The organism is Saccharopolyspora spinosa NRRL 18395, from assembly GCF_000194155.1.
GTDB classification, from domain to species: domain Bacteria; phylum Actinomycetota; class Actinomycetes; order Mycobacteriales; family Pseudonocardiaceae; genus Saccharopolyspora; species Saccharopolyspora spinosa.
On the sequence record NZ_GL877879.1, the window covers coordinates 2,262,520 to 2,277,807 of the forward strand.

The 15,288-nt window shown below is 68.5% G+C and carries 14 protein-coding genes; 7 read left to right on the plus strand and 7 right to left on the minus strand.

Going from position 1 to position 15,288, the window contains the following annotated elements; all coding sequences use genetic code 11:
- Positions 1–1,238 (plus strand): ISL3 family transposase (locus SSPN_RS46515; protein ID WP_044575041.1); only part of this gene is annotated, 1,238 nt, incomplete at its 5' end.
- Between the two features lie 112 nt (positions 1,239–1,350).
- On the opposite strand, the gene SSPN_RS0129750 is transcribed toward SSPN_RS46515, so the two are convergent.
- Positions 1,351–1,902 carry a chorismate mutase gene (locus SSPN_RS0129750; protein WP_237710785.1) on the minus strand — a complete coding sequence of 184 codons (552 nt, stop codon included), beginning with the start codon at positions 1,900–1,902 and terminating at the stop codon, positions 1,351–1,353.
- A 172-nt stretch (positions 1,903–2,074) separates the two neighbouring features.
- Here SSPN_RS0129750 and SSPN_RS49440 point away from each other — a divergent pair, with 172 nt between their 5' ends.
- The 3 genes from SSPN_RS49440 to SSPN_RS52335 all read left to right on the plus strand — a co-directional run bounded on the left by SSPN_RS49440 (position 2,075) and on the right by SSPN_RS52335 (position 3,064).
- Complete coding sequence (locus tag SSPN_RS49440; RefSeq protein ID WP_148272054.1) at positions 2,075–2,386, plus strand: hypothetical protein; 312 nt, start codon at positions 2,075–2,077, stop codon at positions 2,384–2,386.
- Positions 2,343–2,636, plus strand: a complete 294-nt coding sequence (locus SSPN_RS49445; RefSeq protein WP_010312223.1) for a phosphatase PAP2 family protein — start codon at positions 2,343–2,345, stop codon at positions 2,634–2,636. The genes SSPN_RS49440 and SSPN_RS49445 overlap by 44 nt, the downstream gene beginning before the upstream one ends.
- Positions 2,637–2,893: 257 nt before the next feature.
- Positions 2,894–3,064 (plus strand): DUF397 domain-containing protein, encoded by a 171-nt coding sequence (locus tag SSPN_RS52335; RefSeq protein WP_337466364.1) that lies wholly within the window; start codon positions 2,894–2,896, stop codon positions 3,062–3,064.
- Positions 3,065–3,173: 109 nt separating this feature from the next.
- Here SSPN_RS52335 and SSPN_RS0129760 read toward each other — a convergent pair whose 3' ends face one another.
- Positions 3,174–4,319, minus strand: coding sequence for a DUF418 domain-containing protein (locus SSPN_RS0129760; protein ID WP_010312225.1), 1,146 nt, complete (start codon positions 4,317–4,319; stop codon positions 3,174–3,176).
- Between the two features lie 116 nt (positions 4,320–4,435).
- On the opposite strand from SSPN_RS0129760, the gene SSPN_RS0129765 reads away from it, so the two are divergent.
- A complete protein-coding gene (locus SSPN_RS0129765) occupies positions 4,436–5,047 on the plus strand; it encodes a TetR/AcrR family transcriptional regulator (RefSeq protein WP_010312226.1) in 612 nt (203 codons plus the stop codon).
- A gap of 304 nt (positions 5,048–5,351) precedes the next feature.
- On the opposite strand, the gene SSPN_RS0129770 is transcribed toward SSPN_RS0129765, so the two are convergent.
- On the minus strand, positions 5,352–5,972 hold the full coding sequence (locus SSPN_RS0129770; protein ID WP_010312229.1) for a YigZ family protein: 621 nt from the start codon (positions 5,970–5,972) through the stop codon (positions 5,352–5,354).
- 191 nt (positions 5,973–6,163) lie between these two features.
- Here SSPN_RS0129770 and SSPN_RS0129775 point away from each other — a divergent pair, with 191 nt between their 5' ends.
- Complete coding sequence (locus tag SSPN_RS0129775) at positions 6,164–6,322, plus strand: hypothetical protein (RefSeq protein ID WP_010312232.1); 159 nt, start codon at positions 6,164–6,166, stop codon at positions 6,320–6,322.
- Positions 6,323–6,434: 112 nt separating this feature from the next.
- Here SSPN_RS0129775 and SSPN_RS0129780 read toward each other — a convergent pair whose 3' ends face one another.
- Positions 6,435–7,556, minus strand: coding sequence for a 5-methyltetrahydropteroyltriglutamate--homocysteine S-methyltransferase (locus SSPN_RS0129780; RefSeq protein ID WP_010312235.1), 1,122 nt, complete (start codon positions 7,554–7,556; stop codon positions 6,435–6,437).
- Positions 7,557–7,717: 161 nt separating this feature from the next.
- Here SSPN_RS0129780 and SSPN_RS0129785 point away from each other — a divergent pair, with 161 nt between their 5' ends.
- Positions 7,718–8,875 carry an FAD-dependent monooxygenase gene (locus SSPN_RS0129785; RefSeq protein WP_010312237.1) on the plus strand — a complete coding sequence of 386 codons (1,158 nt, stop codon included), beginning with the start codon at positions 7,718–7,720 and terminating at the stop codon, positions 8,873–8,875.
- A 72-nt stretch (positions 8,876–8,947) separates the two neighbouring features.
- On the opposite strand, the gene SSPN_RS0129790 is transcribed toward SSPN_RS0129785, so the two are convergent.
- The 3 genes from SSPN_RS0129790 to SSPN_RS46525 form a co-directional block, all read right to left on the minus strand.
- A complete protein-coding gene (locus SSPN_RS0129790) occupies positions 8,948–9,778 on the minus strand; it encodes an aldo/keto reductase (protein ID WP_029535842.1) in 831 nt (276 codons plus the stop codon).
- A gap of 124 nt (positions 9,779–9,902) precedes the next feature.
- Positions 9,903–11,111: an MFS transporter gene (locus SSPN_RS0129795; RefSeq protein ID WP_029535843.1), complete on the minus strand. Its 1,209-nt coding sequence runs from the start codon at positions 11,109–11,111 to the stop codon at positions 9,903–9,905.
- Between the two features lie 533 nt (positions 11,112–11,644).
- Entirely contained in the window at positions 11,645–14,905 is a 3,261-nt protein-coding gene (locus tag SSPN_RS46525; RefSeq protein WP_010312244.1) for an efflux RND transporter permease subunit, read from the minus strand.
- Positions 14,906–15,288: the final 383 nt, after the last annotated feature.

A 15,288-nucleotide genomic window follows, 5' to 3' on the forward strand; every position in this document is an offset into this window, starting at 1 on the left:
CTGAGCGGGTAGTGCTGCATGTGCGGCCCAGCCGCCGTAAGGGCGAGCATGACCGGTGCGGCCGGTGCGGTCGGAGAAGCCCTGGATACGACGGCGGGAGGCGCCGTGAGTGGCGGAGTGTGGATTGCGGGCTGACGCAGATGTGGCTGGCAGCCGACGCGCCCAGGGTGCGCTGTGCCGAGCACGGGGTGACTGTGGCTCGGGTGCCCTGGGCTCGGCATGGTGCCGGGCACACGCTTGTCTTTGACGCCCAGGTGGCGTGGCTGGCGGTGCGAACCTCGAAGTCAACCGTGCGGGAGTTGCTGCGAATCGCATGGAAAACGGTCGGGTCGGTCATCGACCGGGTCTGGGCCGACATCTCCGCTGAGATCGACCTGCTCGACGGGGTCCGCAAGATCGGGATCGACGAGGTTTCCTATAAGAAGAACCATCGCTATCTGACGATCGTGGTCGACCACGACACCGGTCGGGTCATCTGGGCCGCGCCGGGCCTGGGCGCCGCCACGTTGAGCACGTTCTTCGACGAACTCGGACCCGAACGCACCGCGGCCTTGACCCACGTCAGCGCTGACGCGGCGCACTGGATCGCCTCGACGGTCACACAACGCGCCCCGCAAGCGATCTTGTGCGCCGACCCGTTTCACATCGTGGCCTGGGCCACCGACGCCATCGATACCGTCCGCCGCCAGGAATGGCGTGCCCTCAAAGCACTCGCCGACACCGAACGCGCAGAACAGGACCGTCGTGTCGGCCGCCCCACTGCCGATGATCCGAAGCCGGAAACCCCACGGCAGGACCTGGCCAGGGAGTTCAAAAACGCCCGCTACTCCCTGCTGAAAAATCCCGACAACCTCACCCAGGACCAAAGCCTCACCCTGAAGTGGATCACGGCTTCCAGCCCCCGCCTCCACGAGGCCTACGCGTTCAAAGAGAAACTCCGCATCGTCTTCCAAGCCAGGGGTAAGCAGGGCAAACGCATCCTCGACGCCTGGATCAAAGAGGCCGGGCGCAGCACCCTGGAACCCATCCAGAAGCTCTGCAAGTCCGTGGTCCGCATCCGCGCGTCCATCGAGGCCAGCCTGGAGCACGGGCTGTCTCAGGGCCTGATCGAGTCCACTAACACCAAGATCAGACTCTTCACCCGCATGGCCTTCGGGTTCCACACGCCCCAGGCCCTGATCGCCCTCGTCATGCTCAACCTCGGCGGCCCGACACTCACCCTCCCCGGGCGCACTTAACCCACACATACGTCAGGAGAGCCTGAAATTGCGGTCATAGCACCGGGACCAGGCACCGGGACCAGGCACTGGACCAGGTGTTGGGACCAGGCGCCGGGAGCAGGTGTTGGGGTCAGGGGCGGGTGCAGATCGACGGGATCGCCCGGGTCAGGCCGAGTTGGTGCAGGCAGTTCAGCCGCAGGTCGGTCCGGGCGTGCTGGAAGGCGCTGGTCAGCTGACCGTCGCAGGCCGGACGTTCGCGCAGTTGCCGGGTATCGCGCAGTTCCAGCAGAATCTCGTCGTTCAGCCGGTCGATGATCGGCCGGATCTCGCCCAGGTCGGGGCGTTCGGCCGGCCGTTCGTCGGGGTGCGCCGCCCAGCGTTCGTGCAGGGCGCGTTGGACGAGCTTGCTGGCCTCGATCTGGTCCCGGAAGACCCGCTTCGCTTCCTCCGGGTCGATGCCCAGCTCCAGCGACTTGCGGGCGACGGCGTCGAGTACCTGCTGCTCCCGCGCCGGGTCGTCGATCGGCTGGCCGGTGCCCCACTTGGCCTCCGCCACCGTGTCCGATGTGGTGACGCGCTCGGCGGCCGACCGGAGTAGCGGATCCAGCGACTCCCGTTCGCTGGTGTGGGCCGGGGATGCGAGCGTGGCGATGATGGTGCTGACGAGGAGAAGTGAACGCACGACCACCTCCTAGTCGACTACCCAGCCGAGTCAGGGTAAGGCACACCAACCGTCGGAAAGCAGGCGAAGACAGCAACTTTCAACCGTCTCACCGAACATGTCCACACCGTCGCGCAATCCTTATCATGATCCGTAGCCAACGGGGCGGCCGCCGGTCGGTAATGTCGGATTGGTGCGGAGTCTGCTGGAACTGAGCGCGGAGTGGTACCTGGCGATCGCGGAGTGGGCGACTTCGACACCGCACTGGGTGCACGCCCTCGCGCTGTTCGGCACCCAGGCGCTGCTGGCGGTGTTCGCGCTGCTGACGCTGGTCGCGTGGTGGCGAGCGGACCGGCGGCTGGCGGTCCTGGTCGCGCCGCTGCTGGCGGGCGGGGCCGCCTGGGTGGCCGCCGGGTTGGTCAAGGACGTCTTTCAGCAGGCAGGACCGGCCGTGCCGGGCGATGACGATCCCGGGCGGCACGGTCGAGAACTGCGCCGACGTTAGCATCTGGTCCTTGCCGAGCGGCCACTCGGCGACGGCCGCAGCCGTCGCCGTGGCGCTGGCGATGCTGTGGCGCCGCATCACGGCGATCGTGGTGCTTCTCGCGCTGCTCGAAGGGTTTTCGCGGATCTTCGTCGGCGTCCACTACCCGCACGACGTCTTGGCGGGGTACCTCCTTGGTGCGGTCCTGGGAGCCGCGAGCGTCTTCGCCTGCAATGCCCTGCGATTCCAACGGAAGTCCCCGGAGCTGTGACGATGCTGGTCGGCAGCGCCACGGCGCAAGGTGGACCTGGCCACCCCGGTCTTGGTCTTTTGGGTTGCTAGGAGTTCGTCCGGGGCAACGCGAACATATATGTCGGGGCGCACAACTCAGGATTGCTGCTGAACGAGCCTGCCGAAGACCCCCCCGTTCCGAGCGACAATCAGCAAGCTCGGAGACGTAGCGATGAGCCCGGAGCAGTCGGCGCGGCTCATCGCTAACTACGCGGTGAGGTTCGAAAGCGAGACGGCATGACATACCCGTTAGCAAGCTGGCGCAAGAGCACCTACAACGGCCGCAACACGGGTTGCGTCGAGGTCGGCTTCGCCCCGGGGCTGGTGGGCGTCAGGGACACGAAGGATCGGGACGGTGGGACGTTAGCCGTGTCTCGGGGGCTTGGGCGCGGTTCCTCGCTGTTGTGAAGGCGGATCACTTCCGCAGGTGACGGACGTTTTGGCCGGTCAAAAGCCGTGAGTCTGTTGGTCAGCCATAGCTGCCTGCTATGGCTGACCAAGACTCACGGCCCCGTGGTCACCGTTGGGGGAGCTTGTAGGCCCAGTTCCAGGCCGCTTCGAGGGGGCCTCGTTCGAAGTGCCGGAGCCACCACGTCGACAGGGCCATGAACGTTGCGCAGATCGCCGCCCAGATCACCAGGACCCACCACGGGCGGGCCCAGTCGAAGCGCGTTGCCAGGCCGAATCCCCAGCCGTAGCACAGGATCGTCGCCACGAGGTTCTGGAAGACGTAGCAGGACAACGCCGTTCGGCCGACCGAGGTCAGTCCCCGGTGCAGCGGCCCGGGGGCACCGCGCATAGCGCCGACCACCGAGGGGATCAGGCCGAGCAGGCCCAGCGCGATGATCGGCGGCAGGATGTAGCGGTCCACCATGAACCAGCCGTGCCCCGCGTAAACGGTGACCAGGTTCAACGGCACGCCGAGGCCGAACCCGAACAGCATCAGCCGGTTCCGCAGCCGTTGCCCCTCGGGCGCGAACACACCTGCGCGGTACAGCCGGGCGCCGATCAGGAACAGCGCCGTGGACATCGGGATGATGAAGATCGCTTCGCTCCGGTAGGTCCCCCAGTCGGCGATCCGCGACGAGAGTTGGTCGAGGTAGCTGCCGGAGGCGTACAGCTGCGACGGCTCGCCGCCACCGCCGGTTGATGCGTGTCCGCTCAGGAGGCCGAACGTGCACACGCCGATGAACGCGACGTGCAGCGAGGCCATCGTGATCGTCCAGCCCCTGATCGCCCGCTCGCTGCGGCCGATCAGGTACGCGACCAGCATCGACGTCACCGCGTAGCTCATCAGCACGTCGAACTCGAAGATCAGCACGTAGTGCAGCAGGCCCTCGGTGAACAGCAGCGCCGCCCGCCACAGGTACCAGCCGGGCCAGCGCCCGCGCCGCCGCAGCGCCGACCGGTACTGCAGTTCCAGGCCGATGCCGAACAGCAGCGTGAGCAGCGCCAGGAACTTGCCGTTGGCGAGGAAGCGGATGGCCGCCTCGATGTTCGCGGGGATCGTCCCGGTGGCCACCGCGGTCAGCGAGCCGGCGGGTCCTTCTGGGTCGGTGAAGATCCAGATGTTGGTACCCAGCGTGCCTAGGATGGCGACGCCGCGGATGACGTCTATCGCGGTGATCCTTCTGGAGGTGGGTGCTTGCTGTAGGTCGGTCATGGATTCCCCAGTCGTACGAACTCGCCTCCGCTGTTACGGAGCGTTACGATGCAAGTGCATGGTAAACCGTTGATCGGTCGGTTTGCAATGCGGTCGCATTGGAAAGGTGCAGGAGCGTGCCCAAGCAGGTGGACCACGAGGCCCGGCGGATCCAGATCGCCGAGGCGCTGATGCGGCTGGCCAGCCGAGGCGGCCTGGAAGCGGTGAGCCTGCGTGACGTCGCGGCGGAAGCAGGCGTCTCGATGGGCGCGGTGCAGCACTACTTCAAGTCGAAGGACGAGATGCTGACCTTCGCGATGAACCACGTGAACAAACGCGCCGAGCAGCGGATCGTGGGGCAGCTGACGAGCATGCCGACGCGGCCGGAGGCGCGGGTGGTGATGCGGACGCTGATGCTCGAGATGCTGGCGTTGTCCGACGACAGCCGCATGGAGTACCTGACGCACGTGGCGTTCTTCCTGCGAGCACTGGCGTCGCCGGAATTGGCGGAGCACTACCGCGAGCAGTGGCCGCGACTGGAAGCATGGGTGGCTGGCGAGCTCCGGTTCGCGCAGGAAGCCGGAGAACTGCCGGCCGACCGGAACCCGGAAAGAGAAGCCGAAGCCCTGCTCCTGATCCCGGACGGCCTATCGGTGGGCCTGCTCCTGGGGCAACGCACTAGCGAAGAAGCGATCAGATCGATCGACTATCACCTGGACCGCCTCTTCGGAACGTACACAGTGGACTGAGCGACTTGCTGGGTTTCGCGCTCAGATCGAGGGGCCGTAACGTTCATGACTACGCAACTCTGTCTCCGGTTTCGACGGCCACGATCAGCCTGCGGGCACAGCACCAGATCGCGAATCATGATCTCGAGTAACAGCGGTGGCCGACGGCGACGATCGCAATGAACAACTTGCGCTGTTCGAGGCGTTGAACGCTGCGTTTCAGCTTGCGCGAGTTCGGGGTGTTCTTCCCGCAGCCGAGCCACGCTTTCTTCGAACGGGCCCCGGTACGCGTCGCCAAAATATTAGGCCGAACGGCGGTACGGGATCAGGGTTCCATTTCGGCGTAGGTGAGGTCGCCCAGCTCTCCTTCGGCGGCCCCGCCCGTGGCTTCCGCCAGCCAGGTCCGGAAGGTGTCCACTTCGGACTCCGGGACGTTGATGCGGAAGCGGACCTCGGCTTGGTAGTCCGTGTCCGCCACCTGGTATCCCGCCGAGCGCAGGTCGTTGTCCAGCCTTCCGGCCAGCAGGTAGTCCACCGTGGTCGTCACGGTGCGGACCGGGCGGCGTTCGAGCAGGCCCACGTGGTCCAGCGCGGCCGACACCGCGCCGCCGTAGGCGCGCACCAGGCCGCCCGCGCCGAGCAGCATCCCGCCGAAGTAGCGGGTCACCACCGCGACCGCGTTGGTGATCTCGTTGCGGCGCAGCACTTCCAGCATCGGCACACCCGCCGTGCCCGCCGGCTCGCCGTCGTCGCTGGACTTCTGAAACTCCCCGGAGTCGCCGAGGACGAACGCGGAGCAGTGGTGCCGCGCGTCGTGGTGCAGCCGGCGGCGCTGCTGGATGAATTCCCGCGCTTCCGCCTCGGTGGTCACCCGCGCGAGCGCGCACAGGAAACGAGACTTCTTCACCTCCAGCTCGTGCTCACCCGGCCGCTTGATCGTCCGCATCGGTCTCCCTTGTCCAGTGACGCCCGCCACGGCGGCGCAGCGCGCTCCGGGGCATCCTCCCATTCCGGAAACTGTGCAGGTCAGCGCGGTGATCCGGGCTCGAGGAGGTGGCGATTTCCGTTGTGGGCCGCGGCCACGTAACGTCCCCCCTCATGGAGCAATCATCGAGCCCGTTTGAACCAGGCACGCGGGTGCGCGCCACGTTCGGCCGGTTCCGTGATCAGGTCGGCACGGTGGTGGAGACCGCCACCGGTCTCCCTGAAGTCTTCGGCGGTCCGGTCCTCTGGGTGCGGTTCGACGGAGCCGACGATCCCGGCCTGGTCGCAGGCAGATTTCTGGAAGCCGCCTGACGCCCGCGCCGGCCGCGGGTGGTCCCCAGTTTCAATTGAAACCTCGCGGACCACCCCGGGGTCCACAGTTTCAATTGAAACTGTGGAGTGCCCCCTGCCGGTCCGAGCGGGCTCAGCCCCAAACCTCGGCGGCGGTTTCCACGACCAGTCGCAACTTCGCCACTTCCTCCTCGTAGCTCAGCGCGTTGCCGTCCTTGGTGGAGGCGAAGCCGCACTGCGGCGAGAGGCACAGCTGGTCGAGGTCGACGTACTTGGCGGCCTCCTCGATCCGGCGCTTTAGCGCGTCCTTCGACTCCAGCTCGCCGCGCTTGGTGGTGATCAGCCCGAGCACCACGGCCTTGCCCTTCGGCACGAACCGCAGCGGCGCGAAGCCGCCGGAGCGCGCGTCGTCGAACTCCAGGAAGAACCCGTCCACCTCGAGTTCGCTGAACAGCGCCTCGGCGACGAAGTCGTAGCCGCCCTCGGCGACCCACGAGGACCGGAAGTTCCCGCGGCACAGGTGGGTGGTGACCGACAGCGTGTCCGGCCGGCCACGCAGCGAGTCGTTGATCAGCGCGATGGTCTGCAGGTGCGCGTGCTCGGCGTCGTCGCCGCGCGCGGCCAGCTGCGCGCGCTGCTTCGGGTCGTTCAGGTACGCCAGGCTCGTGTCGTCGAGCTGCAGGTAGTGGCAGCCGAGATCGGCCAGCGCGCGCACCTCGGCGCGGTAGGCCGCGGCGAGGTCGGCGCGGAACTCGGCCAGGCCCGGGTACGCGGTCTCGTCGATGGCCGCCCGGCCGCCGCGGTAGTGCAGCATGCCCGGGGACGGGATGGTCAGCTTCGGTGTTGCGGTGGTCACGCGCTCGGCGAGCGCGGTGAACGCGTCCGCGAAGATCGTCGAGCTCAGCCCGATCCGGTCGGTCACCCGCAGGCCGGGGGTGGCGAACTCGATGTCGCCCTGCTCGTTGTGGAACTGCACCTTGAGGTCGGAGTCCGCCACCTTCTCGACGCCGTCGAGCTGGTAGAGGAAGTCCATGTGCCACGAGCTGCGGCGGAACTCGCCGTCGGTGGCGCCGTGCAGGCCGACCTCTTCCTGCATGGCGACGACTTCGGTGATCGCCTCGTCCTCGATCCGGCGCAGTTCGGCGTCGTCGATGCGGCCTGCTGCGTGTTCGTCACGGGCGTCGAGAAGACGCTGCGGGCGGAGCAGGCTGCCGACGTGGTCGGCGCGGAACGGGGGTGCGACGCGCGGGCTCATGCACGCAACATAGTTTGCGAATGCGATCGTGCCTAGTCGTGATTTCAACCATCTTCGCTGGCCAGGCAATCGGGATGTTCGCTGTGTGTGAGCAAGGACAATTCGGTATTTCCGGTCGAGTGGATAAACTCGAGCTCGATAACCGACGTCGGGGATGACGGATGGAGACGATGCGGGTTCTCGTGATCGGGGCCGGAGTCGGGGGACTCGCCATCGCCAACGGATTGATCGACAAGGGCCACCACGTGCAGGTCTTCGAGCACGCGGACGCCCTGCGGACCACCGGTGCGGGCATCACGGTGTGGAGCAACGGAACCGCTGCGCTGCGCGAACTCGGCGTCGACATCGAGGCGGCGGGCCGTCCGCTGCACAGCCTCCGGTCGGTCACCGAAACCGGTCGGCTGCTCTGGGAGGCCGACCTCGGCGAGGTCACCGAGCGCTTGGGCTCGCCGACGGTGCAGATCCCCCGCCGCACGCTGATCGCGGAGATGGCCGCCGCACTGCCGCCGGGTGTGCTGCACTTCGGCCGCCGATGCGTCGGCGTCACCGAGCACCCGGACCACGTCGTCGTCGAGTTCGCTGACGGCGGCTCGGCCGCCGGGGACGTGTTGATCGGCGCCGACGGCCAGGGTTCGGTGGTGCGCCGCGAGGTGCTGGGCGGTGACCCGGCGCGGCCGACCGGCTGGGCCAGCTGGCAGGGCCTGACCCGCAGCGACCTGCCGATCGCGCATGGTCACCAGACGCTCAACATCGCTGGCCGCAACGCGCACTGCGGCCTCATCCCGACCAGCGACGGGCTGCTCCACTGGTGGTTCGACATGCCCTGGAAGGACGGCGACCCGGTGCTGTCCGTCGCCGATCTGCGGCAGGTCTTCGGCGGCTGGCCGGACCCGGTTGAGGAACTGCTGGCCTCGGTCACCGACGACGACCTCGGGTTCTTCCCGCACATCCGGCACAAGGTGCCGCAGGTCTGGGGCGGCCCGCGCAGCACGCTGCTGGGCGACGCGGTGCACGCGATGCCGCCCGCCGTGGCGCAGGCGGCCAACCAGACGTTGGAGGACGCCTGGTTGCTCACCCAGTTCTTGTCCAATGTGGACCGCGAACCGGCGGAGCTGCTGCGGGCCTACGAGCAGGAGCGGCGACCGCGCGCGCTGAAGGTGTCGCGCACCGCGGCGCTGACTTCGGCGCAGCGCAGCACCCCGTTGCAGCGCCTGGCGAGGTTCCCGAGGTGGCTGGCGACGCGCAGCCAGGTGGCCTCGCTGCGCTCCGGCAGCGATGTCCTTCGCCTCGCCCGGCAACCCCAGGTCCAGGTCGCCTGAACCTGTCGGCGATTTCGCGGCAGTAAGAAGCCCTTCCCGCCCGGTCGGCGAGGAGGGCTTCCGGGCTGCAGGTCAGCCGCCGAAGACGTCCGGGTCGGGGCCGATGCGGACGCCGGTCTTCAGCCCCGTGATGGCCGCGACGTCATCATCGGCGAGCTCGAAGTCGAAGACCTCGATGTTCTCCTTGATCCGCGAGGGCGTGACGGACTTCGGTATCGCGATGTTGCCCAGCTGGACCTGCCAGCGCAGCACGATCTGCGCCGGGCTCTTGTCGTACTTCTCGGCCAGCGCACCCAGCGACGCATCGTCGAGCAGGCCCTTGCCCCGACCCAGCGGGCTCCACGCCTCGGTGGCGATGCCGTGCTCGGCGTGGAATGCGCGCAGCTCGGCCTGCGGCAGGTTCGGGTGCAGTTCGATCTGGTTGACCGCGGGCACCTCGTCGGTCTCCTCGAACAACCGGCGCAGGTGCGGGATCTGGAAGTTCGATACCCCGATCGCCTTGGCGCGGCCGTCGGCGTGCAGCTGCTGGAACGCCTTCCAAGTCTCGACGTAGCGGTCCTTGGCCGGGACCGGCCAGTGGATCAGGTAGAGGTCGACGTAGTCGAGCCCGAGCTTGGTGAGGCTCTCGTCGAAGGCCGTCAGCGTGCTTTCGTAGCCCTGCGAGTCGTTCCAGAGCTTGGTGGTGACGAACAGTTCCTCGCGCTTGAGACCCGATTCGGCGATCGCCTTGCCCACGCCCTCCTCGTTGCCGTACATCGCGGCCGTGTCAATGCTGCGGTACCCGGCCTCCAGTGCCGCCAGCACCTGCTCGACGACCTGGTCGGCCGGGACCTGGAAGACGCCGTAGCCCAGCTGCGGCATCGCTGCGCCGGTGTTGAGCGTGATGTTCGGAACCTGTGTCATGAGGGTGTCTTCCTCCACCGATGTCGGATTGTTCGTCCCGAGAATCGCGGGCTGGTGTTCGCCTTGCGGTCACCGTATTCGGTGCGGTAAGCCCCGGCTAGCGGATCTGCCCAGCGGGAAGCCCTCAGCCGACCTCGATCGACTTGGTGGACTGCACGGCGCGGTGCGAGACCAGGACCTCGGACCGCTGGGGCCGCCGGTCAAGCCAGCCGGACACCAGCGCGAAGCCCAGGCCGACCACCGCCAGCAGGGCTCCCACCCAGCTCGGCGCGGTCAACCCCAGGCCCGCGGCGATCACCACGCCGCCGAGGTAGGCGCCCAGCGAGTTGGCGATGTTAAAGGTCGACTGGATGCTCGCCGAGCCCAGCGCCGGGGCCTCCTTGGCCTGGTCCAGGATCCGCGCCTGGATGCTGGGGATCGCCGCGAACCCGGTCGCGCCGATCAGGAACACCGTGATCGGCGCCAGCGCCGCGCTGTGCGAGGTGACCACGAACAGCGCCAGGCAGGCCGCGAGCGCGCCGAGGAAGATGTAAAGCGTCTTCATCGGAGCCCGGTCGGCGAGCCGCCCGCCGACCGCGGTGCCGACGGTCATCCCGACGCCGAACAGCGCCAGCAGCAGGGTGACCGCGGTCGGCGTGTAGCCGGTGACGTCGGTCAGCACCGGCTTGATGTAGCTGTAGAAGGAGAAGGTCGCGGCGAAGCCGAAGACGACGACGGCGAACGCCAGCCAGACCTGCGGGCGGCGGAACGCGCGCAGCTCGCCGCGCACGCTGACGTCGGTGGGCTTGGGCTGGTCGGGCACCAGCGCCGCGACCGCGGCCAGCGCGATGACGCCGATCACCGCGACCAGGCCGAATGCCCAGCGCCAGCCGAGTGCCTGGCCGAGCAGTGTGCCGACCGGGACGCCGACGATGTTCGCCACGGTGAGCCCGATGAACATCATCGAGATGGCCTGGGCGCGCTTGTCGGTGGCGACCAGGCTCGCGGCGACCACGGCACCGATGCCGAAGAACACGCCGTGCGGCAGGCCCGCGAGGAACCGGGCGCCGAGCAGCAGGTCGTGCGTCGGCGCGAACGCCGAGCAGAGGTTCCCGGCGGTGAACAGCACCAGCATGCTGAGCAGCAACGTCTTGCGCTTGAACCGCATGCCCAGCATGGTCAGCAGCGGTGCGCCGATGACAACGCCGAGCGCGTACAGCGAGATGTAGCCTCCGGCGTCCGGGATCGACACCTGCAGGTCGGTGGCGACTTCGGGCAGCAGGCCCATCATCACGAACTCGGTCGTTCCAATCCCGAATGCGGCGATGGCCAGGGCCAACAGGGCAATGGGCAAGGAAGTCTCCCCTTGAAACGAACGTGCCGGACGGTTTGTCGCGTTCTCGTCGGCCGGGCGCACAGCGGTGCGCGTCACATTCCGGTGTTCGAGAACGATTCAGGAAGCGGTTGTCACTGGCGCTCCCCAGACGGGTTCAACAGTAGTCCGGAGCCCCGCTGTTCCCGAAGTGGATATGAACCGCGCCACGTCGGGAACCGCTCATTTGGCCTAGCAGGCAGGGGAAAACGTTCGTCCACAATGGAATTTATCTGTGCGTGGTGCACAACCGCGAGGCGGTTCCGCTGTGCCCCGTGGCGTCTGTGGAGACCTCCAGTCGTAGGGCGGGTCTATGCAGCAGGAACCCCGGCGCCGGGGAGCAGCCAACTAGCGTTGCTAGTTGGAATCCGACGGATAACTCCAGCCGCCCGGAGGATGGCAAAGCTCGCGGACCGATCCCGCCCTTGGCCCGAGGCCCGCTCCGAACGCTCCGAACCCGTCTCCGCTGGGTGACCTGCCGTGCGCCGGGTCGCGCCCGGCGCACGGCATCGCGATCACTTCTCCTGCGGGCGGAGCCCTTCGAGTTCCTTCGTCAGCCGCACGGAGTCCTGCTTCAGCGATTCGTTGCTCTGGCGGAGCTCGGCGTTCTCCCGCTCGAGCTGCGCCAGCAGCACGGCCGCCGGCTCGGCAGCGCCGTTCGCCGCGGCACGGGCCCGCCGCTGCTCGCGGCGGTGCCGCGCGTTCTCCTTGACCGTCTCGACCACGGTGTACAGCGTCGGCACCAGCACCAGGGTCAGCAGCGTGGAGCTGACCAGCCCGCCGATGACGACGATGGCCAGCGGCTTGCCGATGAACCCGCCGTCGCCGCCGGTGATCCCGATGGCCATCGGGAGCAGGGCGAAGATGGTGGCCGCCGCGGTCATCAGGATGGGGCGCAGCCGCCGCCGACCACCGTCGATCACGGCCTGCCGGATGCTCGCCCCGTCCGCCCGGTACTGGTTGATCAGGTCCACCAGCACGATCGCGTTGGTGACCACGATGCCCACCAGCATCAGCATGCCGATCAGCGCGGGCACGCCCAGCGGGGTTCCGGTGACCAGCAGCAACCCGATCGCGCCGGTCGCCGCGAAGGGCACCGACACCAGCAGTACCAGCGGTTGGACCAGGCTGCGGAAAGTGCCGACCATGATCAGGAAGACGATCGCGATGGCCGCCGCCAGGGCCAGGCCGAGCTGCCCGAACGCCTCCTCCTGGTCGGCGCTGACGCCGCCCATCTCGTAGGTCGCCCCGGCTGGCAGGTCGAGGCCGGCGAGCCGTTCCCGGAGGTCGGCGGTGGTCGCGCCGAGGTCCGCTCCGGTCACGTTGCCGCTGACGGTGACGCTGCGGTCGCGGTCGGTGCGGGTGAGCTCCTGCGGCCCGTCGACCTGGCCGACATCGGCGACCCGGTCGAGTCGCACCGTGCCGGTGGCGGTAGGCAGCGGGAGCGCCCGCAGCTCATCGAGCCCGGCAGGCGCGTCGCCGCCCCGGAGAACCACGTCGTGCGGCGTGCCGTCGATCGTCAGCTGCGTCAGCGTGGTGCCCTGCATCGCCTGCGCGACCGCCTGCCCGATGGTCGCCTCGGTCAGCCCGTAGCGCGCGGCGTCGGCGTCCCGGACGTTGACGTCGATGCGCGGCGCGCTGTCGCCGAGGTTGTTGCTGACATCGCTGACGCCCGGGGTTTGGCTCATCGCGCGCTGCACCGCGTCCGCCGCCGCAGCCAGTTCGGTCTGGTCGGAGCCCTGCACGATGACCTGCAGCTTGGTGCCTCCGACGCCGCCGCCGTCCTGGTCGAGGGTGATCTTGCCCGCGTCGGTCAGCCCGGCGAGCCGGTTCCGGATCTCGTCGGACAGTTCGGTCGAGTCGGCGTCCTCGGCGAGCGTCAGCGAGAAACTGGCCGTCGAGGCGCCGCTGCCGCCGCCCATGAGGCTGGCGATCGCGCCGAACGGTCCGCCCGCGCCGCCGATGCTGACCTGGTAGGACTCGATCTCCGGGAAGTCGGCGAGCACGTTCTCCAGCTGCTGCGCCGCCGCATCGGTGGCTTCCAGGCTGCTCCCGGCGGGCAGCTGCTGGCTGATGCGCAGCGTGTTCTGGTTGGCGGGGCTGAGGAAGTTGGTCTGCAGCAGCGGAACCAACCCGAGCGTGCCGATCAGGATCACCACGGCGATCGCGACTGTGCTCCAGCGGAAACGGGTGGCGAAGGCGATCACCGGGACGTAGACGCGTTGCAGCAGGCTGCGCTGCTCGCGCTCCTCGGCCTCGCGGCGAACGGCTTCGGCGTCGACGTGCCGCGCGGGCGTTGGGAGGAACCAGTACGCCAGCACCGGGATCACCGTCAGCGACACCAGCAGCGACGCCAGCAGCGCCACGGTGACGGTGATCGCGAACGAGTTGAACAGCTGGCCGACCATGCCCCCGACCAGCGCTATCGGCAGGAAGACGGCGACCGTGGTCAGGGTCGAGGCGGTCACCGCCCCGGCCACCTCGCGCACCGCGCCGAGCACGGCCCGGCGCTTGTCCTCGCCGTAGGAGAGGTGCCGCTTGATGTTCTCCAGCACCACGATCGAGTCGTCCACCACGCGGCCGACGGCGATGGTCAGTGCGCCGAGCGTGAGCATGTTCAGCGACAGGTCGCCGGTCCACAGCGCGATCAGCGCGATCAGCACCGACAGCGGGATCGACACCGCGGTGACCAGCGTGGATCGGATCGACAACAGGAACACCAGGATCACGACGACCGCCATGACCAGCCCGAGCAGGCCCTCGGTGGTCACGCTCTCGATCGACTTCTCGATCGCCGGGGCCTGGTCGAAGACGACGGTCAGGGCGGCACCCGGACCGAGCGCGGTGGTCAGCTCCGGCAGCCGGTCGCGCACCTCGTGCGAAATGGTGACCGCATTGCCGTCGGGCTTCATGGTCACCGACACACCCAGGCTCGGCTGGCCATTTGTCCTGGTCAGCGACGTCGGGGCGGCGAGTTCGGCGGTTACCTCCGCGACGTCGCCCAGCCGCACGGGTTGCTGTCTGGGCCCGGCCTGGCTGGGGCTGAGGTAGAGGTTCCGCAGGTCCTCGACGGTGCTCGGCGCGTGTCCGGTCTGCACGATCAGCGTCTGCCCCTGCTCGGTCAACGTGCCGCCGGGCACCGGCGAACCGGCCGCGCGCAGAGCGGTGCTGAGCGCGCTGGGGGACAGCCCCGCGGCGGCGAGCTTCGCATTGTCCGGGGCGATCGTGACGATCTGCTGCCGGGTTCCGGACACGGAGGCGTCCCGGACCCCGTCGATGCCCTCCAGCTCCGGCACGACCCGCCCGTCCAACCGGGCAGCGAGTTGCTGCTGGTCACCGGGCGAGGTGGCGGCCAGCGTCACGACCGGCAGGTCCGCTGTGCTGCCCGCGACGACCTGCGGCTCGACGCCTTCCGGCAGCTGCGACTCGATCCGCGACACCGAACGCTGCAGCTGCCCCAGCGCAGCGTCGATGTCGGTGCCGTACTCGAACTCCACCCGCACCGAGGCGGACGACTCGCGGGAGGTCGACGTCGTGCCGGTGATGCCGGGAACGCCGCGCAGGCTGTCCTCCAGCGGCACGGTGACCTGCTGCTCGACCACTTCGGGGGAGGCGCCCGGATAGGCGGCCACCACCGAGGCCATCGGGAGTTCGATCGGCGGCAGCAGCTGCTGCTTGAGCGCGGGTACGGCGACCGCCCCGAACCCGGCCACCACGAGCGCGATAAGCGCCACGAGGCTCCGGTGGACGAGGCTCAGCCTGGCCAGTGCGGACATGTCGGGGGTGTTCCTTCAGTCGGCGGGCGCGCGGACCGGTTCGCCCGCCGCCAAACCGCTGGGCAGGCCGAACCACCGAATCCGCGCAGGTTCGGTTCCGGGAGCGGCGTCGTCCGCTCGCGGTGTGGGACTCACTCCGCGCCGCCGCAGCGCTCGCTACCGCTCGGCGTCGGTCCGCGGCATGCGCAGCACGGGTGACCAGGCGGCAGTGGCCGGTCGCCCGGTGTCCACGATGGTCGTTCCGAACGAAGTTCGCGTCCGCCCAACGCGGACACCTCGACGTACTGCGAACGCAGTACCCCTGGTAGTCGGCGTGTCGCACACGACACCCCGACACTTGTGGACAACTTCTGCAATTTCAGGCTCTCCTGACGTATGTGTGG